Here is a 24521-nt window from a genome sequence, read left to right as displayed (position 1 = left end):
GACGTGTTTTATTGGATCATGAAGCGGCTGCTCATTGCACCGCTGACCAACCTGCTGTTCCGGCCGTGGGTCAAGGGAATGGATAACATTCCTGCCGAAGGCGGCGCGATCCTGGCCAGCAACCACCTGTCGGTCTCCGACTCGATCTTCCTGCCCGTCGCCGTGGACCGCCCGGTCGTTTTCCTGGCCAAAATGGAGTACTTCACCGGCAAGGGAATCAAAGGCAAGCTCACCGCCCTGTTTTTCCGGCTCTCCAATCAGTTGCCGATGGACCGTTCCGGGGGTGCCGCCTCGGCGAACTCGCTGGGAGCGGGGGAGCAGGCCCTCTTGGACGGACAGCTGTTGGGCATCTACCCGGAAGGCACCCGCAGCCCCGATGGACGCCTCTACCGGGGCAAGGTCGGTGTCGCGAAGCTCGCCCTGGCCACCGGTGTTCCCGTGATCCCGGTGGCCATGATCGGCACCGATAAGGTCCAGCCGATCGGCAAGACCGTGCCGAACATCCGCAGGGTCGGGCTGATCGTGGGCGAACCACTGGACTTCTCCCGCTATGAGGGGATGGAGGAGGACCGGTTCGTCCAGCGTTCGGTCACCGACGAGATCATGTATGCGCTGATGCGGCTCTCGGGCCAGGAATACGTTGATTCCTACGCCTCGACCGTCAAGGCAAAGATCACTGCCGACCGCCTCGCGGATCGCAAGGCAGCCCGTGAGGCCCTGGCAGAGAACGCTCGCGTCCAGGTTCGTGCCACGGTGGATGCGGCCAGGAAGGAAGTCGAACACATCCGCACCCCCAAGGACGGGGCGGACGCCGCTGCTGAGGACGAGGCCCTGGCAGCGGGGGACACCACGGGGAGCGCTGAGGCGAACGACGACGATGCTCCCCTCGACACCGAACCATCCCGTGAATCCGGGGAGGAAGGCAACGCGAAACAGGCGTGACCGGCAGCTGCGCTGTCCTGCAGTCGTGCATCGGATGACCGGCTAAAACGAAACTTTACGCCGCGAATAGGGTGCCGACCCACGACCCGGATACGCTGGGCTAGTGACTGATTCGACCCAGACTTCCGCCCCGTTCCACCAGCCCATCCCCGGGCCCGCTGCCGATCCAGGCCTCGATGCCTGGCGCGAGCTCCCGATTTCTCAGCAGCCCACGTGGTCCGGCCCGGAATATACGCGCGCAGTCGACGAGCTGGCCTCCTTGCCGCCGCTGGTCTTCGCCGGTGAAGTGGACATTCTGCGCGAACGACTGGCCGCCGCGGCCCAGGGCCATGCCTTCCTGCTGCAGGGTGGGGACTGCGCCGAAACGTTTGCCGCGGCAACCGCCGATCGCATCAGTGCTCGGGTGAAGACGATCCTGCAGATGGCCGTCGTGCTGACCTACGGCGCCTCGATGCCCGTCGTGAAAATGGGGCGTATGGCCGGTCAGTTCGCCAAACCGCGCTCCTCGGATTCGGAAACCCGTGAGGGTGTCACGCTGCCGGCGTTCCGCGGCGATATCGTCAACGGCTTCGATTTCACCCCCGAGTCCCGGCGGCACGACCCGGCCCGCATGGTCAAGGCCTACAACACCTCGGCCGCCACCTTGAATCTGATTCGCGCCTTCACCCAGGGTGGCTTCGCCGACCTGCGCAGCGTGCATCACTGGAATAAGGGCTTCCGCGCCAACCCGGCGCATAGCCAGTACGAGTCCTTGGCCGCGGAAATCGACCGTGCCGTCCGGTTCATGGACGCCTGCGGTGCCGACTTCGAGGCCCTGAAGACCACCGAGTTCTTCGCCAGCCATGAGGCGCTGCTGTTGGATTACGAGCGAGCGCTGACCCGCACGGATTCCCGCACCGGCCAGCCCTACGACACCTCAGGGCACTTCCTCTGGATTGGTGAGCGGACCCGGCAGCTGGACAGCGCCCACGTTGATTTCCTCTCCCGGGTACGCAACCCGTTGGGTGTGAAGCTCGGCCCGAACACGACGCCCGAGGATGCCTTGGCCCTGGTGGAGAAGCTGGACCCGAACCGTGAACCGGGCCGGCTGACCTTCATCACCCGTATGGGAGCGAAGAACATCCGCGAGAAACTGCCGGATCTGGTGGAGAAGGTCACCGCCTCGGGTGCCCAGGTCCTCTGGGTCACCGACCCGATGCATGGCAACACGGTAACCAGCGAGAACGGCTACAAGACCCGGAAGTTCGACGACGTCATGGACGAGGTGCGTGGCTTCTTCGACGTGCACAACTCCTTGGGTACCTACGCCGGCGGGCTGCATGTGGAGATGACCGGTGACGACGTGGCCGAGTGCCTCGGCGGTGCCGACCCGATTCGTGCCGACCAGTTCGACGACCTCTACGAGTCCGTGTGCGATCCGCGGCTGAACCACCGTCAGTCCTTGGAGATGGCCTTCCTCGTCGCCGGCGCCTTGGCCGAGCGGAAGCCGCGCAACGACTGATCCACCGACCGCATCGAATACTGATGGCCACGCCCGGGAAAAACCCTGGACGTGGCCATCATTTTTGTGTGTGGATACCGACCGGGAGTGCCTCAGACGACGCCCAGTGTCACGGTCGAGCCCTCGGGTAGTTCGCCGGAGGACGGGTCTTGGGTGGCCACCGTGCCGAAGATGATGCCGAAGCTGCCCTCGTTGATTTCGACCTCGAAACCCGCGTCCTTGAGGATCTTCTTGGCTTTCTCCACCTGCTTGCCGCGCACCCCCGGAACCTCGACCATCCGTGGTCCCTTGGAAACGACGAAACTGACGGTCGTTCCCCGTTTGGCCTTGCCCGAGGCCGGCTCCTGCGAAATGACCATTCCCTTTTCGACGTTCTTGTCGAATTCCGTACCTGACTTCTTCGGATCCAGCCCCGCGTCCTTCAACGTCGCCGCGGCATCCTTCTCCGACCGACCGGTGACATCGGGTACCTTCACCGGGGCGCGGCCACGGGACACCACGTAGGAGACCTTGGTCCCCCGGCGCACTTCCGCTTCCGGCTTCGGCTTCTGCGAAACAATCTGCCCGGCGGCAATGGATTCGTCATACTCCTTCGTGGCCTTCCCCGCTTCGACCTGGGCACCTTTGAGGGCCTTCTGGGCGGCGGGTTCCTCCAGACCGACGACATTGGGGACGGCAAAAAGCTCCGGACCTTTGGAGATCAGGAGCTCAACTGATTGGTACCGGCGGATGGTGGTCCCCGCCTCCGGTTCGGAACCGACCACCAGACCTTTCTTGATCTCGTCGTCGAAGACCTGGGTCGAACTGGACGAAACGCGGCCCGCTTCTAGGGCCTGCTGGGCGGAGGCAGCCGATTGGCCACTCAGTTGTGGAATCTGTACCGGGGACCCCGGCCCCATACCGAAGAACCAGGCACCGGTTGCCACCAGGGCGGTGACGAGAAAGAGCACGATGGCCAGGATCCAACCGCGTCGTCGCGAAGAGGGGGATGCGAGGCTTTCGCGGGGCCTTTGCGCTTCGCGGGCCCACTGCCGACGGGAGTTCTTGGCCTCCTTGCGGGCCTGGCGTTCGCGGGCCCGCGGTGAGAGGCCGCTCGCGCCTGAGCGTGGATCCTCTGAGGCCAGGGGCAGCCCCGTGAGCTCCCCGGTGTCGGTGTGGTCGTTGTAGCGGGGGAGTGCCTGAGTGGCCCCGGCGGGTGTCGAAATGACGCTGGTGGCGTTATCGGGGGCCCCGATCACCTCGGTCGCTCCGGCGGACCGATCGGAGCCGGAAATGGCCTCGGTCGCTTCCGTTTGGCCACCAGTCGAGGGCAGGGGCACCGGAGACCCGATGGCTTCGGTAGCGTCCACACCACGCCCCGAACCGGCACTTTCAGGGTCGACGCTCGGGGAATCAAGTTCCGCATCAGTGAGGGTCCGTCGGATCTGCCGGATCTCTCCCAACAACGCCTCAGCGTCTTGGGGGCGTTCCTCAGGGTCCTTGCGGGTACAGAACTCCACGAGCTCATCGAGGTCGGCGGCCAGACCCGGCAGGACGAGCGAGGGGGCTGGCACGTCATTGGAGACATGCTGATAGGCGACGGCAATGGGGGCATCGGCTACGAAGGGCTGGTCCCCGGTGAGCATCTCGTACAACATGATGCCCAACGCGTAGATGTCACTACGGGCGTCAGCGGGGGCGCCGGTGACGAGTTCAGGGGAGACGTAGGCAACCGTGCCAATGAGGTTTCCGGTAGACGTCTGGTTCGTCGCCGCGCGGGCCAGTCCGAAATCGGCAAGTTTGATCTGGCCGGAATTCGACAGCAGGACGTTTTCGGGTTTGATATCCCGGTGGACCAATCCTGCAGCATGTGCCGCGGCGAGACCCTCGACGACGGCATCCAATAGCGCCAAGGCCTGGCGGGGTGCCATGCGCCCCTGGGTCTTGAGTAGGTCGCGCAGGGTATGCCCGTTGACGAGCTCCATGGCCAGATAGGCCGTGTGTCCGTCGACGCCAGTATCTAGGACACCGACGATATGCGGGTGGGAGAAACCGGCGGCGGTGATGGCCTCGGTTCGGAAACGCTCGACCAGCAGCGGGTCCTCGGCGAGGTGCGGGTGCAGGATCTTCAGGGCCACATTGCGCTCGAGGCGGATGTCGGTGGCCAGATAGACAGTGGACATGCCGCCGACGGCCAGGCGCTCGATAATGCGATAGCGGCCGTCGATCATCGTGTCCCTGTCGGGACTGGCTCCATGTTCACTCACCCCACGATGGTAGCCAAAACCGGACGTCATTCCGTGGACATCCGCCCGGGGGAGGCGGAATCGTTGGACCAGCAGAAGTCCTTAACGAGCCGGAGGGAGCGAATCCGTGGATTCGCTCCCTCCGAACGGCTAGAGGTTCTGTCTCGCTATGATGCGCGGCGGGCCCGGGCTGCGCGACGCTTCAGGGCGCGACGCTCGTCTTCGCTCATGCCACCCCACACACCGGCGTCCTGACCGGATTCGATGGCCCACTGAAGGCAGGTGTCGATGACCGGGCACCGGCGGCAGACGCTCTTGGCCTCTTCGATCTGGAGCAATGCTGGCCCGGTATTCCCCACGGGGAAGAACAATTCGGGGTCTTTGTCCAGGCAGGCTGCGCGACTACGCCAATCCATGCTTTGTGATGCTCCTTGGGATAGGTTTCGGGGGACGACCCACTACGGCCAATCCGAAAAGTGGGGCGGTGGCAGCACAAAAGAGAGCACTCAAGAATGCTCCCGTTCACCTGCCCCATAAGATTGTCATGTTACTTGTGTGTAAACAAGGGTTGGACGGCAACTAATCGCTTCCCGACACTGAGGCTTTTCTCACTCGCCCGAACCCTTGCGGCCTAGCATTTCCCATGTCATGGCCCGCTCCCCGGTGCCGTGGGGATCATGATGTGGTTGGGGCGGTGTGACTCGTCGAGTAGATTCTAGGGGTGAGTTCCCCGAGTTCCCCCTCTTTTCCTCCCCACGATCCGGCACCTGTGCGACGGCGTCCGCCATCGATTATCGCGGTCTCAGCGTTGCTGCTGCTGGAGGCCGTTGCTGCATTGGCCGCGGCGGCCTGGTATGCCACATCGTTGGGTGAATCGGGTCCCCTATCGATGGGTGGGCGGATCTTCATGCTCGTCCTGATTCTCGGAGCCACGGCATGGCAAACCAATGTGGGTATTCAGGTGTTCAAGGGACATGCATGGACCCGTGCCGCCGCCGTGGTTTGGCAGATCTTCCAAGTGATCTTTGCTGTTTCCTTCCTCGGGGGAGGGGGCTGGAGCCTGGCACTCGGGATCGCGCTGTTGATTCCTTCCGCAGCGATCATCCTGCTGATTTTCGATCCGAAAGCCACGGCCTTCTTCGGGGATCGCGCCCCACAAAACTAGTCTTTGGGACCATCCCCGACACCCAATAATGCGCACTGAACCTGGGCCAACGTTCCGTCTCGCATCACGAGGGCCCGGCCCGGCTGGCACCGTTGATGCGGCCGGAATCTCCATCCGGGGAAATCGCCGTCACTTGCTTGTCGGGGGTTAAGCAGAAGCATCGCAGCGGCTGGCAGCATTCGTGCGGCCGGAGGGAGTCGGACCAATCCGACTCGTTCAGGTGAAGCCGACATGACGACGTGGGTACCCGAACGAATGAGTGCATCCACATGGGTCAGCTCGGAGTCCGTCAGTTCCAGAACGTCGTCGAGTAACAACAACCCTGGTTCGTCAGTGAGCTGGTCCATGGAGTAACGGATATCGAACTCGGGCCCCAACTGGGCGGCGATGAGTCCGAGAAGATTCGATTTTCCCGTCCCCGTACCACCGAGGATGAGGCCCACACGACCCGGCGCCCAGCTCCAGGTGCGGTGATCCGGCGCCAAGAGACCGATCGGATACCGGCCCAGCCCGGAACTGATGCTCGGCACTTGATCGGCTCTGACCTGTGAAGGCAGGGCATGGCAGGTCCTTTGTGGCAGGGCAGTCGGCGGTCCCGGGGCGTAGATGGTCGACGCAACTGGAGTACGGAGTTGTACAACGACTCCCTGCTCCTCGGTGATGGGGGATGTCCATACGGCTCGCCCGGGGTAGGGACCGGTGTTCTTGAGCTTTGGCCAACCCATCACGGTTTCCTGGCCCAGACCGAACCTGAGGTAAATCCGGTGATCCGCCAAGGAGTGGAATCGTGACGAGGTCAGATCTCGGTCGCCGGTGACGATGATGCACGTGTTTTCTCGTTCTGTCCTTCGGGCCAGTGCGGCTAGCCGGTCATCGAGGGCGGCGAACTCCGAGGCCCCCAGCTCAGCGGACCAAACCGCCAGGCCACTGACGAGCAGGATTCGGGTTGCTGTCTGTTCCTCGACCGCATCCGGTGCTGCTTCGAAGACGTCGAGGAGTTCGTGGACTCGCTCAGGTTCTCCACAGGAGACGAAGCCCGCTACTCGGGGACTCCCGGCAGCCGCACCGAAATGCCCTGCCCCGTCCAGGACATAGATGTGACGTTCCTGTTCCGCTTGAATGAGGCTGTCAAACACCCCGAGGAGCGTAGCCGCCGCCGAACTTGCTGGACCAGCGATGACCGCCACACGTCTTTGAAGTTCTGGAGTCAACCAGAGCGGCGTCAGACGTTGACGCTGGATATCGTCAATCAGACCCAACGCGATGGACCCCTTGGGTTGGTGGATGCGGAAACGACGAGGGATGGAGTGAAGCTCGTTCGGTAGCGGTGCAGCGAACGATGTCACTGGGGAAGGGGGATCTGGAACATCTGCGGTCTCTCGACTCAGAACTGCGGCAGGCGAGGAATCCGCCGGCGGCGTGCCATGGATCGTTGCTACCAGGCGGCAGTCCTGGAAACTTGGGCCGATTTCCTGCACCTTCCAGGCCGGCGCGTTCTGTTCAAGAGGAAGGGCACGAAATGGCACGGGTGGATCGCCCGCTCGACGCATGAAACCGAGCCCAGGGCTGGATGCCGAGAGCTCGGCGGCCGCTGAGGTGCCGAGAAGCTCATTCGATTCGAGTGGACTGAGCAGGCGTAGGGTGATGATGGTGTTGATGTTGGCGCGCATGGACGGTGTGACGACTCCCTGCGGGCGTTGCGTAGCAAGCAGCAGATGCACTCCAAGGGACCGTCCGACCGTTGCGATACGTATGAGCTCCGGAACTGCGTCTGGCAGTTCGTCGCTCAGGACACGAAGCTCATCGACCATGACCAGGAGGCGAGGAAGTGGTTGAGCTGCAGAGGCGGCACGGCTTCGATAACCTGCATAGTCTTCGGCATTGGCCTCCCTGAACAGCGATTCCCGTCGCTGTAGTTCAACTCGTAGGCTACCGAGGACCCGCTCGCTGGATTCGGCGTTGAGATCAGTCACCAGATTTTGACAGTGCGGTGTTTCTGCGAACGGGCCCAGTGCTGATCCACCTTTGAAATCCAATAGGAGCAGCGATAACTGATCAGGACCGTAGCGGCAGACCAGATCCATGGTTATCGCTTTGAGGAGTTCGGACTTTCCCGAACCGGTGGTCCCCGTGATGAGGACATGTGGGCCGTCGCCGACGAAGTCCAAAGACACCGGGATCCCCTCCCAGTTGCCAAATTGAGTCTGAAGGGAGTCGGCGGAGGAGCCCTGCCAGACCGGGCCGAGGTCCGCGAGGTTGCGTCGTGGCGCCTGGAAAGCACGATCGAGGCTGGTACTTCGAGCCCTAGAAAACTCCAGCTCATGTAGTCCTGCCGTGCATGCCGCGGCAAGCGTTGGGGAAGAGATGCCATCCACCGCCATGAGGACTAGGTCCTCCGCACGGCTCAAGGTGGACTTGGTGACGTCAAGATTCCAGTCGGCTCTCGCATCGGATGTGGGGACGGCGAGAATCAAGGCTGGCGGAGGCCAGCTGCTGTCGATATTGCGAATCGCTGTAACGAGGCGTTCGGTGCAGGAAACCCCAAACATGACCAGCACGACGGATGATGCGCACAGGGTGGGCAAGAGCGGTATTGCTTCATCGACGTCATTGCAGGCACGGACGCAAGGCAGGAAACGAACCTCGGTAGGGAGACAGTCGCCCCTGCCGACGATCAATAAAGTGGAACCGGTGAGGGAGCAAGCGTAGGAGAGCTGGATGACCGACGATCGCAGGACCGGACCGAGACTCGGCTCCGAGCCAGACAGGATTCCTAGTTCACCTGGTGAAACCGTGATGATGACGGGACCGTCAACGGATTGCACCTGTGGTCCCCGTTCGGATGGAGGCTCGAGAACGACCGGAGGGGCCACTTTTCCTGAACCGAGCCTCAAGGGGTGGGAAACCCCCGATGTACGCCGTGGTGGCTTGGCCGCTCGGGTCTCCACCATGGCCTGAAGAATTTGGAGCCCGACGGGAGGGACCGTGTGTTCCAAGGTGTGGATCCGCTGGGTCACGATACTGCGGATGCGGCGGCGTAATCGTCGACGGGCAATCAACTCGATGCCGGCGGGGACGCCACCGGTCACGAGACCGAAAGCGCTGAAAGCTAGGAAGAACCACGACCCCAAGGTCAGTGCCAAGGCAAGGCCGATAATCAGGGGAAGACCAGCTGTAGCGATCATCAGCCATGGTCGACTGCCGGAAGCGGGCCGGGATATGTGCGTTGGAGGAGGCGGCCAGAGGACTCGGCGATCATGCGTGGACAGTTCCATGCCGTCGGCTTGGATGGATAAAACGCGGAAGGTCGTGTCGCCCAAGGAGAACTCGTCGTCTGCACCAAGCAAGCGCCTTTTCGGGTGTGGAGCAGCTCGGTCGGTTACGGCTGTTCCGGGGATCTCCAGGAGTGTGATGGACGTCTTGTCAACGATGATGTCAGCATGATGACGGGAAAGCGCAGGATCCGAAGTAGATAGGTCACAGTCGCCGCGGCCAATGGAATACCTTCCGCGGGTGAGAAGCAGGTACGGGCCGCAATCTGGCCCTTTGATGGCGACAAGCCAGATTTCGGAAGTTGATGCTGGGGGCTTACGTGGGCGCCTGAACGGTGTGAGGGTCAACGTACCTGTCGGAGGTAGGTGATCCAACTGCTGCAGTCGTGTTCCACCAGCCGCCCAGAGCTCTGTGTAGCCCAACTCGGCCAGCGCGTCTCCAAGCGCAGCTCCCGAGAGGCCCCCGGGACCGGTGACCTCCAAAGAGGTCGTTGGGGCGGCGTCGAATGAGCCCCGTGGCCTTTGCACAACGGTGACGTGAAGTGTCATCTAGAGGCCTCTTCCGCTCAATGATCCCCGGCTCAAGGTCACGCTAACCCTGATTCTCCGATGAAGGAGGTACTAGCCGAATGTTGTGGACAACGTGGACACGGGCTATCCACACAGGGACCTACAACTCTTGTTTGGGTTATGACGTGTGGGTAATGTCACAAGAGCTGTCCCAGTTGCGGACACCACGGGTATCGACTCCTGTGCCCAGAACTTTGCACGGGAGATGCAAATGGATGGACAACGTTTCATCGAAGACGAGGTACGCGAGCATGTTCGACGTCGCGGCCTAGACCCTTCCGAGAACGTCGCTGAGATCCGGCGCATAGTCGGCGCAGCAGTGCGTGATTATGATGAGCGCTCGTTGTTGGAGGGGCTACCCCGTCTCGGAGGTCTTGAGGAAACAGGCCGCTCGGTCTTTGATGCCATCGCCGGCTTCGGACCGTTGCAGCCGTTGTTGGATGACCCGGAGGTTGAGGAGATTTGGATCAACTCCCCTTCGGAAGTCTTTGCGGCGCGTGGCGGCAGTTCGGAGTTGACGTCTATTCGATTGGACGACGAACAGGTACGAATCCTGGTGGAGCGCATGCTGAAGACTTCCGGGCGTCGCTTGGATCTGTCCACGCCTTTTGTTGATGCCGCTCTCCCGGACGGTTCTCGGCTGCATGTGGTCATCCCGGATATCACCAGAAAATACTGGTCCGTGAACATCAGGAAGTTCATTGCTAGGGCCTCTCGTCTGGACCATCTGGTTGAGCTGGGGTCCCTGAGTCGGCAGGCCGCTGACTATTTGCACGCGGCCGTAGGGGCCGGACTCAATCTTCTAGTTTCCGGAGCGACCCAAGCGGGCAAAACAACTCTGCTGAACTGCTTGTCATCCGGGATTGGATCTCGCGAGCGAGTCATCACCGTCGAGGAAATCTTTGAGCTCAAGATCCCGCTCCGTGATGTCGTAGCTATGCAGTGCCGTCAGTCGAATCTGGAAGGTCACGGCCAAATCGATCTGCGCCGCATCGTCAAGGAAGCCTTACGTATGCGTCCCGACAGGATCATCGTCGGGGAAGTCCGTGAAGCGGAAGCATTGGACATGCTGATCGCGATGAATGCCGGACTACCCGAGATGCGCAGAGTCACGCTGAGATATAATCGACGCCATGACTACTCGCGCCGCAATTTACACTCGCATCTCGCAGGATCGATCTGGGGAGGGTCTCGGCGTCGAACGGCAAGAGGAAGCCTGTCGAAAGTATGCCGCTGACCATGGCTTCGATGTCGTCCGGCACTTCAGCGATAACAGCACCTCGGCCTACTCGGGCCGGTCACGGCCTGACTACTCCGAAATGCTCGCGGCGATCACGTCCGGCGACATCGACGCGGTCGTCGTCTGGCGTATGGATCGACTGCATCGTCTGCCCATCGAGCTAGAGGAATACGCAGCCGTATGCACAACCCGTAAGGGTGGTAAAGCTGTCTACACCTACGCGGTTTCAGACGGGGGCGAGATAAACCTTGCCAGCGCGGACGGACTTCTGCGCGCCGGGATCATGGGGCAGGTTGCCCGGTTCGAGTCGGCGACTAAGGCCGAACGGGCAAGGGCCAAGGCGGCGCAGAAAGCGGCGGCGGGGGAGTGGACCGGGGGCATTCGCCCGTTCGGCTGGACGGTAGAGGACAAGCTCACCGTCCTGCACCCGGAGGAGGCGGCGGCGCTAACCGCCGCCCATCACGACATCCTCGCTGCTCATTCTCTTGGGACCATTGCGCGCCGCTGGAATGACCCCGACCGGCAGGGCGGGGCCCTGCCGACAGTCACCGGCAAGAGGTGGACGGCGACGCAGGTTAGGCAAGTCCTGTTGCGGCCCCGTAACGCTGGCTTGTACGTCTTCCACGGCGACGTGCTGAACCGCGATACGATACCCGCCGTTGTCTCCGAGGACATATGGCGTGCCGTCGTCACGCTCCTGAGCGATCCGGGCCGACGCAAGGGGGATACCAATAAGGCGACGCACCTCCTCGGCGGGATCGCACAATGCCATTGCGGTCGCCCGGTCTCGACGGGACGCGCCTACGCCCGTGCCGACAAGGCGACCGGCGAGCGCAAGATGCACAAGGTCTATCGCTGTCAGGGGCACGGCCCCGGTCACGTGGCGAAGCGGCTCGGATATGTCGACGCCGTGGTTGAGCTGGCGATCCTCCGGCTTCTTGCTGAGGAGCTGCAGGCAGAGCCGACATCGCCCTCAGTGCAGGCTGAGGCGGGACGCCTCAGGCTAGAGCTGGACGCTCTGCAGGTCCGTGAGGAGGAGGGGGCAACTCTCCTTGCCGACGGCGACCTCGACGCGGCATCATGGCCACGGTTCATCGAGCGTATCCGCACGCAACGCGCCGCCCTGGAGTCTGCGCTCGCCGACCTCGGCCTCGACCGTCCTGCCGATGATCCTTTGCACCGCGCCCTAAGGGATTCCGGCGACCTCCTCGACCGCTTCACCGCTTGGCAAGCCCTGTCGATTGACGAACGCCGGGACTTTGTTCGCTCGCACTTCCATGTGGTGCTACATCGGCACACGACGGGCACCTCCCGCGTCTTCGATCCCGACACGGTGAGCGTCCATCGCAAGTCCCGCGCCGAAGCTCGCAGGGTCTTTACAGGCGAGGAGCTGGCGACGCTGGAGCGCACGGGCAAGGGGGAGAGTTGGGAGGCCGTGCGCATGGTGCGCATGCTCTCCCGTGACTTCGACCAGAAGGGGCGCAATCGCATCGTGTATATCGAGCTGCCTCGACTCGTACCAGAACTGATTTCAGCGGAAGCGAAAGAGATTGCCCGACAACGAAGCCGTGACGTAGACAGGGCAATATTCGGGCCTCAGAGGGCTGGAACGATCTGATAGTTGTCTCCAGACACAGCAATGCCCGGGCCTCCCGGCCCGGGCTTCCCTGTCTGCCCTGCCTACATTGCGAGATACCGATACAGCGTGGAGACACTCACCCCCAGCGCGTCCGCTATTTCCTTTGGAGCCATGACGTTAGCGGCGTGCATCTTCTTTGCTTTGGCCACCTTTTCGTCGCTGTCCAGTTTGCGGGGCCGGCCACCCTGCCGGCCGCGTGCCTTTGCTGCCGTCAGTCCTACGTTGGTCCGCTCCCGGATTACGTCGCGCTCATACTCTGCCAGCGCTCCGAAGATGTTGAGCATGAGCTTGCCATTGCTTGTGGTCGTGTCGATGCTCGTGTTGTCCAGCGCGCGGAACTCGACGCCGCGCTCGCCTAGGTCTTTCACCAGCTCAATCAGGTTTGCAAGCGACCGCCCCAGCCTGTCCAGCTTGGCGACGATGAGTACGTCGCCCTCCCGTAGAGACGCGATGCACTTGTCGAGTGCTGGCCTAGTTGCCTTTGCGCCGCTGACCCCGTGATCCTCGAACAGGTAGCGCGGGTCATCCTTGACCCCTGCCGCTATCAGCGCGTCACGCTGACCGTCCGTGTTCTGGTCTGTGGTGCTGACCCGTGCGTATCCGATAAGTGCCATGATGTCCGCCCCTCAAATAGTCGTCTTGAAATCAACCGATTGAAAATAGATTACGGGACGAGTTTCAGGAATGCAACTTCCTTATGTTCTCGGGGGTGTCCCTCACCACCGCCGGCCAATGCCGGCACTGTCACCAAACGATCGTTTACTGAGAACCGCCTACTTCGGTAGCGAGACCTCTTGCCCGGGTCAGCTCGGCGGGCAGTTCATACTCACTGCGGATCAGGTGTCGCACGAACGAGCTGAGCGCTTTCGCTTCTTCGGTGGTCACCTCGTCATAGTCTTCGGGGTGAGCCCCTTCGTTGCCAAGCTGATTCAGGTGGTCGGCCCAATCCCACAGTGATGGGTGGAGGTCTCCGTCGGACTTCATGTGCTTTAGTGCTGTTTTTAGGTGTCGTTCTGCCTTAGCAGCTTCCGAGCCTTTGTCTTTCACATAGAGGCTGAGCGCTGATCGAAACATGACTGCAGCTGATCGGTTGGCCTGGATGGCCAGACAACGCATGCCTTCTACATAGGCTGAAGCCACCCGTTCATCGACTTCGGGATCGAGGCCAGAGGCGCCGGGTGTGGGCCACCACATCACGCCTCTATCCTCTCCATCCACCACAACAAGGACGACACGTTGGCAGCCCATACAAGTCAGGGGACTCGCGCGGTGGTCCTTGCCTTTACCCCAATCATCGTTCAAGTCCCACATGGGGTGCATGGTCCGAAAATTTGAAACACGCCCACACCAAGGACATGGTCCCGACGGATCTTTAGGAGTAGGAAGAGTGTCCGGGTTTCCGTTGCGCATGTTGTCCTCCGTGTTGGCGGCCAGACTGAACTTTGGCCTTCTGCGATTTCTTTGTAGGGAGTAGCCCGCCGTCGGCTGCTGCTACCGAACCATGCATTCCCACTCTGAGTCTGCATTGTTATGCTGGCGGCTTTTGAGAGACTGTGGGGGATCACCATGAGAGAAAGCTTCGTGACACAAGTAGCGACCCCGTTGGTGGGCTTGGTGAGTCTTGGAAGTCAAAGGTTGAACCCCGTATGCAATGCAGGATTCAACCTGTTTGTTGTTGACGTAGTGAAAACGATGGGAGCATCCCTGGCTCCATTAGCCAGCGCCGTCTCTATTACCCTTAACCAGCAGAGTCTACTTGTCCTATTTGCCATCCGATGACTTCGGACTTGCGTATACGCAAACGAGGAACGTTGACTCGAGTTGAACCGGAAATGACAACCACGTCTCTAAGGTGAAGAAATGCGACGACGTCATCCTGGACTTCGGCGGCCTTACGATGGTCGGGGAGCTTCTCGAATTCCTCGTCAGTCACCGGTTCGCGTTCATCTGGATCAAAGCTGGACAAATCCTGACCTGGAATCGTGGCGTCTGCCCAGGTCTTGAAGTTGATTACTTTCCCTGTAATTACTCCACCAGCGGTAATGAGCACGAGACCGGTGTCGACTAATTTCGCTACGACCGACAGAAGGATGTCAGGTTCCTGGTTCAATGCGGAGGTGCGCACCTCGGGAAATGTGAGTGTCGTGTCTTCCATGAAATTCTCCTTACATGCGAGATCTTCCCTCGGTTGAAAGGGAAGACGGAAGTGGGTGGTCTGTCGTTGACTGAGGCCTTGACCAGTGCCGTGATGGTGTTAGGTATAGCTTGCTTGTGATTTCGTCCAAGCTTTTAATCGATCCTGCTTGAGGCCTGCCTACGGGGCAACTTCTAGCAACGACTCAGCTTTCTGTATTCGTTCCGAGAACGTGCCGCCACGTCCTGATGGGCAAGCCGCTTCGTATCGTTCAAGGAGCGCCAGCTCGGCAGCATAGTCCTTCCTACGGCGGTAGATGACGGCTGCACGTCTTGTGTACCCGGGAGCGGGCTCAACGCCTTCAATGCTGGCTGCTTGTTCGGCTGCATCGATGATTTCCAGGAGGAGTCCGAGGTACTCGTCTGCTTTAGGAGCTCCCGCCGAGCGCAGTGCGTTGAGAGTCGGGACAAGTTCTGTGAAGTGTTGCCCCCGGACATGGCCGGCTGAATCGGCGTCCTTCCTGCGCTGAATGGCTTGCTCCACCTCAGTGATACCGTCCAGTTTTTCGTTGTCTGTCCCATTTTGCTTCTTCCTTCGCCGCCCCAAAATTCTCATGCAGTCAGTCTATCGACTGTTTCGTAAGCTGCACGGAGGGCCCTGACACTTGTCCCGTGACGCCAGCGTCACCAGTCGCAGTGTTGCTATGCGATCCGTCAGGCACTGAACACAGCTCAGGTAGGGGGTTGCCGCTGGGACGACTTGCCTGAGGCCTTGCTTGGTGCATTCCCTCAAACTGCGGGTCGTTGGGCGGGGGGGGTATCCCCGGCGAACAGCCGCCGGCCCCTGCTTGTCTTAGCAATTTCTCTTGCCTACGGGTTCAGGGGTTTTTGTAGCAACCATTGTATTAGACCGCGGCGCCGGTGCTGGTATCAGGGCACGCAGAAGGGCGGCACCCTCGATGGATGCCGCCCTTGCCTATTGGTCGCGGGCGTCAGCCCGCGTGCAGCCTAGTTGAGGATGCCACTGTCGGACAGGATGAGCTATTAGGCGGCGGTGTCCAGCATCCTAACGTGGTGCGCCACGTCATCCACCAGCCCGAGTGCTCCCAGCTCGCGGAACTCTTCGCCGTCGATCCGAACGAACTTCCCGGAGAAGTCCTGGTCAACATACATTCCGTGTTCCTGGACAACGGGCCGCGTCCTGGTTCCGTAGGAGCTTCCCGACCTGGTCCCCGGCTCCCGGGCTTCGTCGTGGATCTCCAGCAGGGCAGCGTTGTACGCGTCGATCTCGACGATGATCTTGTCCAGCTCGGTCTTGACGTACGCGCCCAGCTCGGCGAGCCGGTCATCGGTTTGCGGTTCCCGGGTCAGTCGCTCCCGGGCACCCTTGACGAACGTCTGCACCTGCTCGCGCTCGGCGTGCGTCCGCTCCTGTTCGTAGGCTTCGCGGATCGCTCCCAGCTTCACGTTGGCCATGGCGGCGGCGGCGGGGAGCGTGGTCCACTCCTCGGTGCTGACGGTCTGGCCGTCGCGGACTCGGTAGGTCAGGGCGTCGGCGGCTTCCCGTGCGGCTCCGGCTTCGGCAATGGCAGCGTTGACTTGCAGGCGCAGCGCTTCCAGACGGTCGGCGGTGGTGGTCTTGGCGGTCTTAGTCTTGGTGCTCATGTGGTGATCCCTTTCGATCAGGTGGGGCCGTCAGGCCCCGGCGTGTAAGGCGATGACGCCTCGATGGTTGGTGGGCCTAGACCGTGAGGTCATAGGCGGTGTGCTCCTGCGTGCGGTCTTGCCGGTGGGGTAGCGGTAGGCCGTGATGGGCGGCGAACCGTTGTACCTCAGGGAGGCCCACGGCCTCCCAGTTGATCCACTCGTCGCGCCGGTATCGTCGCCGCTGGTTCTCCGAGTGGGTCACCGGCTGGAGGTGTGCCGGCGAACAGCAGGCCGGCCCTCCGAGGCACTTCGCATGGTCAAGCTCCAGCCCTTTCTTGTGGCCGCCGGCGAGCATTCCCCAGACGACTCGATGAAACAGCCATGGTGCTTTCGAGCTGCCACCCTCGGGGACGAAGTAGACATATTTCCCGTCCCTTCCGGCGGGTGGTCCCGATGCGATCCAGCAGTCGCCCTGCGCGTAAATCTGTGCGGCCAGTCCCCAGAGATTCGCGGCCTCGGTGGCGGCGTCGGGTCGGAGGTGTCCGGCCTCGTGCTCCCGGCAATAAAACACCTTGGCGTTCCCCTTGCCGTGTCGCCGGCCCCCGTCGTCCTGATGGTTTTGGCATCCGTCCCAGCGGCACCGGAGGTGTCCGCGTTCACGGTTCCACTTCTCGTAGTGGGAGCGGCACATGTGACGGCTTCGGGCGTCCCGTGTGCAGGGTTTCACCTTGCATCGGCCCTGTGTTTTGGGGCGTCCCATGGTCATGATCTGGTCCTCGTCGTATCCGTACAAATGTCGGGGCAATTCGGGGGTGTTCGGTCGTGCATCCCTGTCGGCACAGCGGGTGTAGCTGCCGGCGAGCGCCGCCCAAGGCCCCCATCGTTATTAGGGCACCGTCTCCCATAGCACCGTCTTGCAGGGCACTGGGATAACGGGGGTGACCCGGTGGAGGCCCCAGCCGAAGCCGGGGGTGTACCGTCCCTCCAGAGCGCTGCGGGTACGGGACGATGGCGGTTCATGCTGCCCGTCCGATCGCGCCCGTGTTCCCGTCTTGTTGGCCGTCGACGTGGGCAGCTACGATCCGCCACTCGTCGGCGTCCGGTTCATGGAAGCCGTGGACCCATCCGGTGCCGTCGGCTTGCCGGGTGATGGTCACGACGGGAACGGGGAGCGCGGCCAGCTTGCGCACCAGTCGATAGACCATGTTGAGGTTGGCCTCGGGCATGAGCGCCAGTAGCTCCCGGGTTTCGATGGGTTCCCCCTTGGGTGCCCTGCCCCAGAGTGTCCCGGCGTCGGCGTACTCATACGCCCGGAGTGCTTCGGGGATCGTCTCGTCAGTGGAGCGCGGCAGCGCTCCCACCAGCTCCCGGCCCCGCCGGGTCAGTCGGTAGTCCACTGCCCATCTGTTCCCCCTGGTCGATGTCGGCTCGATGAAGCCCTGCCCCTGTAGGCGGCGCTCGGCCGCGTGCAGTTCTGCCATCGTTGCCAGCCCTGCCATGGCCCGGAGGTGTCGCCGTGAGGTGTCCAGCTTGCCATCGATCATGGACCCGGCCAGCGCCCTAAGCACTGCGGCCCCGTTCGTCATCTGGTCGTTCACGCGGCCACCATCGTTGTTGTGGGTGGTTGGAAGTCGAGGGCGTACACGTCCCCCTCAGAACGTCGATGCTCTAGCCTGGCGGGGTCGCCAGCACGGCTCCTGATCCGCCCCTGCGAACGCCAGCCATTCGGTTGCTTGCTTGCGAACGCGGCGACGGTGGGCGAACACTCGACGCATGGCGGGTTCACGTCAGTGAATCCATACTGTGACCCATATGCGGCCTGCGCGGCGCACTTATGGCACAACCCCAGTTGGAGATAGTGGGTCTTGATCCTCTCCCATGTATGGGCTTGTGATGCCGTCTCCGGCGGGGCCGTCGTCTTGATGTCCTGTGTTGCCATGCTGTCGTGCTCCTCGGGTCGGAACTTAAAACAGAAACACCCCTCCGTTTGTTGGCCCGGTTGGTATGGGGCCGATCAATCAAAGGGGTGTTTCTGATTCAAGCGTTAAATTAAAGAAAAGCGCAGGCTATTCTGCGGCTATGATACAACTGTACCACACACTTGCCTGACTTGACGAATTTCTGTGAATATGTGTTGGATACCTATTCTGTCACTTTCCGGTCTTCCTGGAATGGCGAGTGTCCACGCAAACTCAGCCCGCGATGCCGTCACGAAAATCTGTACCCTTCCGTTGTTGGCTGGCGAAAATATCAACTCAAATTTCGTGCTCCCAACCGTTGCCTCCTGCATCGACCTGGTGGTCCACTGCGAGCGAAGCATGGCAGGACACCGCAGAGTTTCCGAGATCATCAAACTCGGCCGCAGAGTCGAAAACGGCATCATCGAGTCTTCTACGACCTTCAAAAGAATTGGTGGCGAATTACAGATGGCTCCCTCGGCGGATCTGTCTCATGAAAAATTCGACAACGCTGGCATCGACCCCACGTCGTTCTTAGGGGTCGGATCATGAGCCTGGTCTGGGGGCTGATCCTGGGGTTGGGATTCCTACTGATTTGGCAAGCGTGCTGGAGCGAATCAGCGAAACCGAAGAAGGCGAAAAAATATCGGATCCAGGTGCTTCTGTTGCGAGCTGGATTCGATAAAGTCAGCGTCGGGGGATTCATTTCCTCCATGGTGGCTTGTTTCTTTTTGACCGCCGTCATAGTTTTTATCGCCACTGTGTCACCGCTGATTGCGCTCATTTTCGGGATGTTTGGTGCCGTCGTACCGCTGTTGGCTGTCCGTTGGCGTGCAGCTAAGCGAGCAACAGTGCTCCGGGAGCAATGGCCAGATGTCGTCGACCATCTTCGATCGGCCATCCGGGCTGGACTCTCGCTGCCTGAGGCACTGATCCAGTTGGGCGCGCAAGGTCCCGAACAACTCCGCTCGGCATTCGTGGAGTTCGGGGTCGATTACCGGGCGACGTCCCGTTTCGATGACGCCATGGAGCGACTTCGGTATCGGCTGGCAGATCCCGTAGCTGACAAAATTGTTGCTGCCTTGATGATCACCCGCGAAGTCGGTGGATCAGATCTGGGCGAGATGTTAGGGACCTTGGGCGGCTTCCTGAGGGATAGTGCCCGGACCCGCGGCGAACTCGAAGCCCGACAATCGTGGACGGTGAATGCGGCACGTTTGGCTGTCGCAGCGCCCTGGGTGATCCTGCTGCTTATGTCGACTCAACCCCAGGCAGTTAAGGCATATTCAACGGTCGGGGGCGCCATCGTGCTTCTGGCAGGACTGTTCATATCCTTTTTGTGCTACCGGATCATGCTGGGTATTGGATCGTTGCCCTCTGAGGAAAGGATCCTCAAATGACGGGATCCATGGCCTGGGGGCTCGCCTTGGGACTGCTGTTGGGAGCAGGACTCTGGTTGTGTTTTGTTCGGCTCCCCGCCATGCGTCGTGTGAAGTTTTCCGACAGGATTTCCGGGCAACTGCGTCATGCTTCGCAGCTTTCGGGTGCCCGCCCCGGCCAGGTCACGTCAGAAACGCCGCTCGGCCCGCTCGTTAAAATCCTGTGGCCCGTGCTGAAGGATCTCGTCAGTATGTTGAACCGATTCAATCCAGCTGGCGGAGGGTTACAACGACGGCTCCAACGGGCTGGCTTGGAGGCGAGTGTTACTGAGTTCCGTATATCTCAATTGACCTATGCAGGTGCCGGACTTCTGTTAGGAAGCCTCTTCGTCGTCGCGTCGGCGGCCAGAGGGACCTTCAACGGGTTCTTTGCTTTCGCCGTTTTGTCTGCCGCAGCAGTAGCCGGGTTTGGCTTTCGCGAATGGCGTCTCACGGAGTCGGGGGCCAGACGTAGCCGGAGGATCCTGGGCCAATTTCCGAGTATCGCCGAACTCATCGCCTTGGCCGTGGGGGCGGGGGAGAGCACAGTGGGTGCCATCGAACGTATTTGCGGCACTTCCGAAGGCGATTTGCCGGACGAGTTCAAAGCGCTTTTGGCGGATATCCGGTCCGGAACCCCCATGACGACAGCTTTCCAACGATTGGCCAGACGGCTCGACCTCAACGCAATGACTCGATTTTCCGACGCCATCACCGTTGCTGCAGAGCGGGGGACACCTTTGGCAGAAGTATTGCGGGCCCAGGCTCAAGACGTGCGGGACGCAGCCAAAAGGGAGCTGATGGAGACTGCCGGACGTAAGGAGATCAGCATGATGATCCCGGTGGTGTTTGGCATTCTTCCCCTCACCATTATCTTCGCGGTCTATCCGGGCCTCTCACTGATCGATATGAATTTATGAATGCCGGATCCGGGGGGAATCCGCGGAACTCAAACACCAACAGGGAAGGCGCAACACAATGAAGAACGCATGGAGCCAAGCCGCCGCGATCGGACTGACTTTGACATTGCTTTGCATGGCACGGGTTCAGGGAATCGGGTCGCGAGTTCACGACGACGAACGCGGTGACGTGCCGGGTTGGGTCATGATCACCCTGATGTCAGCTGTACTGGTTGCCGCACTTCTGGCCGTCGCCGGTCCGCGCCTGAGCGATCTTTTCAACCAGGCGATCAATCGAGTTTCAGGTCTCAGCTAATAGGTCTATGGACCGAACACCGTCTATGAAACTTCTGCAGCACGCCAGCGTAGCCTGCGGGAAGCGAGTCTCTATGAGGGGAACAGAGAGCGGATCAGCCGTAGCAGAGTTCGTCATGGTCTCTGCTCTGTTGACGATGCTGTTCATTTCCGTCCTCCAGTTAGCGCTCGTCTTGCACGTACGCAATACGTTGATGGATGCCGCTGCGTCGGGAGCGCGGTTCGGCACGTTGGCTGATCGTTCGCCAGCTGAGGGGGCTCAACGGACGCGTGAACTCATCGCTGGTTCGCTGGGAGCGGGCCTGAGCCAGGACGTCGAGTTCAAGGACATCACCATCGGCGGGCAGCCCGGCCTCAGAATAACTGTCAGTGCGCCCTTCCCGCTGCTGGGGTACTTTGCTGTCGGCGGGCACCTGAACGTGAGCGGCGAGGCGGCACAATATGGTCGTTAGCCGCATCTCGAATAGATGTCGACAGGCATGGTCCGATCTGCATGCCTCGGAAAGTGGGTCCTCCATCATCGAATTTATTTTCCTCGGAGTTCTCCTTTTGGTGCCCGTTACCTATCTCATCATCAGCGCGTCGCAGTTGCAGGCCGCTTCATTTGCCGCAGTTGGTGCTGCAGACCATGCAGCAAGAACGTTCGCGACTGCTGATACCGAAGCGGAAGGGGCGGCCCGGGCGAGGAATGCCGTTGATGTGGCGTTGGAAAACCTTGCTGTCGATACCCATGCGGCGACGATGGAGTATCGCTGCGCACCTTCCTGTCTTGAGCCGGGGTCGACGGTGTCAGTAGACGTTTCCATTCGTGTGGGGTTGCCTTTCCTGCCACCGGGTGTTGATGCTGATTTTGGTAGGACCTCTTCGTCGGCAACCGTCCGCATCGATCAGTTTGGATGATGCTGCCATGGTGACCGGAGGCCAACGTTTCTTGAACGCGCACGCCTGGTGCTCGAGAGAGCAGCGGCTGTCAGGCCGCGTAAGGACTGGTGAAGAGGGCCAATCGATGATTTTGATCATCGGTTATGTCTTGATTGTGCTCCTAGCCATCAGCGCGACCTTAGCGGCGACTTTGGTCAATACTCAGGCCCGCAAACTCCTGAGTGTTGCCGATAGTGCTGTCACGGTCGCGGCAGACAGCTTCGACGTGGAGGAAACCGGGGAAGACGGGACGCTGAAGCTGCATCTGAGTGATGCGGGGGTGGCTGCTGCTGTCTCCAATTATGTCGCCGACGTTGGTGCAGCCGAGCGGTTTGACGGATTTTCCATCGTCCGGGCAAGCTCCAGCGGAGACGGAACCACGGCGGTTGTCAGCCTGAGCGCAGTGGTGCGCCCGCCGCTCGTCGGCTGGTTCGTACCCGAGGGAATTCCTATCAACGTGGAGTCCAGTGCCCGAACCGGACTCACCAGATGACGTAGTCTTGGGAGATCATGGCCTCTACTGACTTTCCCGCGGAAATCCGCGACTTGCGCAATACATTCGCCTCTATCGAAGCCGTCACCGACGTCGACCAGATCAAAACGGATATCGCCGAACTATCCGAACAGGCTGGTGAACCCGACCTCTGGGACGACCCGGCCGCAGCGCAGGTCATCACCTCCAAGCTTTCCCACCGTCAGACTGATTTGAACCGGCTCGAGCGTCTTGAGGGGCGCATCGATGATCTTGAGGTTCTTGTCGAACTAGCCGGAGAGGAGGACGACGCGGATTCCCTGGCCGAGGCGGACAAAGAACTGAAATCCCTGCGCAAGGCCTTGAGCCAGCTCGAAGTCGTGACCCTGCTCGCTGGTGAGTATGACGAACGGGCAGCGGTGGTCACCATCCGTGCCGGCGCCGGTGGTGTGGATGCCGCCGACTTCGCTGACATGCTCATGCGCATGTACCTCCGCTGGGCGGAACGCCATGGCTATACGACGACCGTCATGGATACTTCCTACGCTGAGGAAGCTGGCCTGAAGTCGGCGACGTTCGAGGTCAATGCCCCCTATGCCTTCGGGACACTGTCCGTCGAAGCTGGCACCCACCGACTGGTCCGGATCAGCCCCTTCGACAACCAGGGGCGACGGCAAACCTCCTTCGCGGCCGTCGAAGTCATCCCGCTCATCGAAAAGACCGACTCGGTCGACATCCCCGATAATGAGCTCAAAATCGATGTTTTCCGTTCCTCCGGCCCCGGCGGCCAGTCGGTGAACACCACCGACTCCGCCGTACGCATGACCCACATCCCCACGGGGATCGTGGTTTCGATGCAAAACGAGAAATCCCAGATCCAGAACCGGGCCGCTGCCCTGCGGGTGATGCAGTCGCGGCTCCTCTTGGCACGTCAGCAGGAGGAAAACGCGGCGAAGAAGGCGCTCGCCGGAGACGTCAAGGCTTCTTGGGGCGATCAAATGCGTTCGTACGTGCTCAATCCGTACCAGATGGTCAAGGATCTGCGTACCGAGCACGAAGTCGGCAACACCGGGGCCGTCTTCGATGGGGAAATCGATGACTTCATCGATGCAGGTATTCGCTGGCGGGCCAACGCCCGGCATGAAGCGGCTGAATAACGCACGCAGCGACACCTGGATGAGCTGATATCTCCTGACACCGGCCCTACTCTCGTGCAATGATCCGAAGGCAGCGATCAAACGCGTACTGCTAGGCGGTACGCCTTCATTGATCGCTGGAACAGCGAGAACGGGAGCAAACAGATGAGCGGATACCTGCAAGGACGCCACGCAATCGTCACCGGGGGAGCCAGCGGCATTGGAGCCGCGTGTGCACGGGCCTTTGCGGAGCGTGGCGCAACGGTCACGGTCGCGGACCTTAATGGTGAGGCCGCCGAACAAGTCGCCGCTGATATCGGAGGCAAGGTTTGGCAGGTTGATCTGGGGGACACTTCTGCGCTGGAGGATCTCAGTCTGGATGCTGACATCCTGGTGAACAATGCAGGGATCCAACGCATCAACCCGGTGCACGAATTCGTTCCCGAGGACTGGCGGCTGATTCACCGGCTCATGCTCGAAGCCCCCTTCTTGCTCATTCGTTCCGTGCTTCCGGGCATGTATGAACGTGGGTTCGGGCGCATCATCAATCTGTCGAGCATCCACGGGTTGCGCGCCTCTGCCTATAAGAGTGCCTATGTTGCAGCGAAGCATGGTCTGGAAGGACTATCCAAGGTGACGGCACTCGAAGGTGGCGAACACGGAGTCACGAGCAACTGCATCGAACCGGCCTACGTCCGGACTCCTCTGGTGGAAGCCCAAATCGCTGATCAGGCCAAGATTCACGGCATCGGTGAGGACGAGGTGGTCTCCTCGATCATGCTCACCGAATCCGCCGTCAAGCGCCTGGTCGAACCCGAGGAAGTCGGATCTTTGGCCGCATGGTTGGCCTCACCTGACTCCGGGATGGTCACCGGGGCTTCCTACACAGTCGACGGAGGCTGGAGCGCGCGCTGATATGAGCGTTTCTGACGGCAAGGCCAATGAGGTCAGGCCTGCCCGGAGGCGTTAGGTTAGAAGGTAACGGCGGTCACAGCGCCCGGCGATGGGGCCGCAGCAATATTTCATGGGGCAAGGGAGGTCTTTGAAGTGACAATGGATAAAAGTGTC

General features: G+C 61.0%; 23 protein-coding genes and 1 pseudogene. 14 read left to right on the top strand and 10 right to left on the bottom strand.

Annotated features, from left to right (window positions below; translation table 11 throughout):
* Nucleotides 1-3 precede the first annotated feature (3 nt).
* Together CIK75_RS02575 and CIK75_RS02570 are read left to right on the top strand one after the other, a co-directional pair.
* Entirely contained in the window at nucleotides 4-942 is a 939-nt protein-coding gene (locus tag CIK75_RS02575; RefSeq protein ID WP_096223127.1) for a lysophospholipid acyltransferase family protein, read from the top strand.
* Between the two features lie 145 nt (nucleotides 943-1087).
* A complete protein-coding gene (locus tag CIK75_RS02570) occupies nucleotides 1088-2443 on the top strand; it encodes a 3-deoxy-7-phosphoheptulonate synthase class II (RefSeq protein WP_241895253.1) in 1356 nt (451 codons plus the stop codon).
* Nucleotides 2444-2535: 92 nt separating this feature from the next.
* Here the strand turns inward: CIK75_RS02570 and CIK75_RS02565 are convergent, their stop codons facing one another.
* Together CIK75_RS02565 and CIK75_RS02560 are read right to left on the bottom strand one after the other, a co-directional pair.
* Nucleotides 2536-4689: a PASTA domain-containing protein gene (locus tag CIK75_RS02565; protein WP_343251884.1), complete on the bottom strand. Its 2154-nt coding sequence runs from the start codon at nucleotides 4687-4689 to the stop codon at nucleotides 2536-2538.
* Nucleotides 4690-4835: 146 nt separating this feature from the next.
* Nucleotides 4836-5084, bottom strand: a complete 249-nt coding sequence (locus CIK75_RS02560) for a WhiB family transcriptional regulator (RefSeq protein ID WP_086994524.1) — start codon at nucleotides 5082-5084, stop codon at nucleotides 4836-4838.
* 305 nt (nucleotides 5085-5389) lie between these two features.
* Here CIK75_RS02560 and CIK75_RS02555 point away from each other — a divergent pair, with 305 nt between their 5' ends.
* Nucleotides 5390-5833: a hypothetical protein gene (locus CIK75_RS02555; protein WP_143413248.1), complete on the top strand. Its 444-nt coding sequence runs from the start codon at nucleotides 5390-5392 to the stop codon at nucleotides 5831-5833.
* Here CIK75_RS02555 and CIK75_RS02550 read toward each other — a convergent pair.
* Nucleotides 5830-9018, bottom strand: coding sequence for an FtsK/SpoIIIE domain-containing protein (locus CIK75_RS02550; protein WP_241895241.1), 3189 nt, complete (start codon nucleotides 9016-9018; stop codon nucleotides 5830-5832). The genes CIK75_RS02555 and CIK75_RS02550 overlap by 4 nt on opposite strands.
* An 868-nt stretch (nucleotides 9019-9886) precedes the next feature.
* On the opposite strand from CIK75_RS02550, the gene CIK75_RS02545 reads away from it, so the two are divergent.
* Together CIK75_RS02545 and CIK75_RS02540 are read left to right on the top strand one after the other, a co-directional pair.
* Nucleotides 9887-10912, top strand: coding sequence for an ATPase, T2SS/T4P/T4SS family (locus CIK75_RS02545; RefSeq protein WP_096223124.1), 1026 nt, complete (start codon nucleotides 9887-9889; stop codon nucleotides 10910-10912).
* Entirely contained in the window at nucleotides 10809-12533 is a 1725-nt protein-coding gene (locus CIK75_RS02540; protein ID WP_096223123.1) for a recombinase family protein, read from the top strand. The genes CIK75_RS02545 and CIK75_RS02540 overlap by 104 nt, the downstream gene beginning before the upstream one ends.
* 62 nt (nucleotides 12534-12595) lie before the next feature.
* On the opposite strand, the gene CIK75_RS02535 is transcribed toward CIK75_RS02540, so the two are convergent.
* The 7 genes from CIK75_RS02535 to CIK75_RS02505 form a co-directional block, all read right to left on the bottom strand.
* Complete coding sequence (locus CIK75_RS02535) at nucleotides 12596-13168, bottom strand: recombinase family protein (RefSeq protein ID WP_096223122.1); 573 nt, start codon at nucleotides 13166-13168, stop codon at nucleotides 12596-12598.
* A 145-nt stretch (nucleotides 13169-13313) separates the two neighbouring features.
* Nucleotides 13314-13748: a DUF4145 domain-containing protein gene (locus tag CIK75_RS02530; RefSeq protein ID WP_241895248.1), complete on the bottom strand. Its 435-nt coding sequence runs from the start codon at nucleotides 13746-13748 to the stop codon at nucleotides 13314-13316.
* Between the two features lie 544 nt (nucleotides 13749-14292).
* On the bottom strand, nucleotides 14293-14709 hold the full coding sequence (locus CIK75_RS02525; RefSeq protein WP_096223120.1) for a hypothetical protein: 417 nt from the start codon (nucleotides 14707-14709) through the stop codon (nucleotides 14293-14295).
* A gap of 159 nt (nucleotides 14710-14868) precedes the next feature.
* Nucleotides 14869-15303 (bottom strand): hypothetical protein, encoded by a 435-nt coding sequence (locus tag CIK75_RS02520; RefSeq protein WP_096223119.1) that lies wholly within the window; start codon nucleotides 15301-15303, stop codon nucleotides 14869-14871.
* 428 nt (nucleotides 15304-15731) lie between these two features.
* Nucleotides 15732-16352 carry a hypothetical protein gene (locus tag CIK75_RS02515; protein ID WP_096223118.1) on the bottom strand — a complete coding sequence of 207 codons (621 nt, stop codon included), beginning with the start codon at nucleotides 16350-16352 and terminating at the stop codon, nucleotides 15732-15734.
* 76 nt (nucleotides 16353-16428) lie between these two features.
* Complete coding sequence (locus CIK75_RS02510) at nucleotides 16429-16905, bottom strand: hypothetical protein (RefSeq protein WP_206745468.1); 477 nt, start codon at nucleotides 16903-16905, stop codon at nucleotides 16429-16431.
* 445 nt (nucleotides 16906-17350) lie between these two features.
* Nucleotides 17351-17932 carry a hypothetical protein gene (locus tag CIK75_RS02505; protein WP_096223116.1) on the bottom strand — a complete coding sequence of 194 codons (582 nt, stop codon included), beginning with the start codon at nucleotides 17930-17932 and terminating at the stop codon, nucleotides 17351-17353.
* Between the two features lie 546 nt (nucleotides 17933-18478).
* Here CIK75_RS02505 and CIK75_RS02495 point away from each other — a divergent pair.
* From CIK75_RS02495 to CIK75_RS02460, 9 genes and pseudogenes are all read left to right on the top strand, one after another.
* Nucleotides 18479-18844: pseudogene (locus CIK75_RS02495) on the top strand (CpaF family protein); the annotation flags it as partial.
* Nucleotides 18841-19692 carry a type II secretion system F family protein gene (locus CIK75_RS02490; RefSeq protein WP_086994513.1) on the top strand — a complete coding sequence of 284 codons (852 nt, stop codon included), beginning with the start codon at nucleotides 18841-18843 and terminating at the stop codon, nucleotides 19690-19692. The pseudogene CIK75_RS02495 and the gene CIK75_RS02490, both read left to right, overlap by 4 nt.
* Nucleotides 19689-20630, top strand: a complete 942-nt coding sequence (locus tag CIK75_RS02485; protein ID WP_241895238.1) for a type II secretion system F family protein — start codon at nucleotides 19689-19691, stop codon at nucleotides 20628-20630. The genes CIK75_RS02490 and CIK75_RS02485 overlap by 4 nt, the downstream gene beginning before the upstream one ends.
* A gap of 115 nt (nucleotides 20631-20745) precedes the next feature.
* The gene (locus tag CIK75_RS02480) at nucleotides 20746-20925 is read left to right on the top strand and encodes a hypothetical protein (protein WP_096223149.1); all 180 of its coding nucleotides are present in this window, start codon (nucleotides 20746-20748) and stop codon (nucleotides 20923-20925) included.
* Nucleotides 20926-20932: 7 nt separating this feature from the next.
* Nucleotides 20933-21376, top strand: coding sequence for a TadE family protein (locus CIK75_RS02475; protein WP_343251883.1), 444 nt, complete (start codon nucleotides 20933-20935; stop codon nucleotides 21374-21376).
* Nucleotides 21366-21824: a hypothetical protein gene (locus CIK75_RS15970; protein WP_143413247.1), complete on the top strand. Its 459-nt coding sequence runs from the start codon at nucleotides 21366-21368 to the stop codon at nucleotides 21822-21824. Before CIK75_RS02475 ends, CIK75_RS15970 begins: the two co-directional genes overlap by 11 nt.
* 106 nt (nucleotides 21825-21930) lie before the next feature.
* Nucleotides 21931-22338, top strand: a complete 408-nt coding sequence (locus CIK75_RS02470; RefSeq protein WP_096223114.1) for a hypothetical protein — start codon at nucleotides 21931-21933, stop codon at nucleotides 22336-22338.
* A 17-nt stretch (nucleotides 22339-22355) separates the two neighbouring features.
* Entirely contained in the window at nucleotides 22356-23474 is a 1119-nt protein-coding gene (gene prfB, locus CIK75_RS02465) for a peptide chain release factor 2 (RefSeq protein ID WP_086994507.1), read from the top strand.
* A gap of 144 nt (nucleotides 23475-23618) precedes the next feature.
* Nucleotides 23619-24368, top strand: a complete 750-nt coding sequence (locus CIK75_RS02460) for a 3-hydroxybutyrate dehydrogenase (RefSeq protein ID WP_086994504.1) — start codon at nucleotides 23619-23621, stop codon at nucleotides 24366-24368.
* The last annotated feature ends 153 nt before the right edge of the window (nucleotides 24369-24521 follow it).

It is taken from the genome of Glutamicibacter sp. BW78 (assembly GCF_002332245.1).
Taxonomy (GTDB): Bacteria; Actinomycetota; Actinomycetes; order Actinomycetales; family Micrococcaceae; genus Arthrobacter_H; species Arthrobacter_H rhombi_A.
The sequence above is the reverse complement of the archived record's forward strand: the minus strand, read 5'-3'. Positions and strand labels throughout refer to the sequence as shown.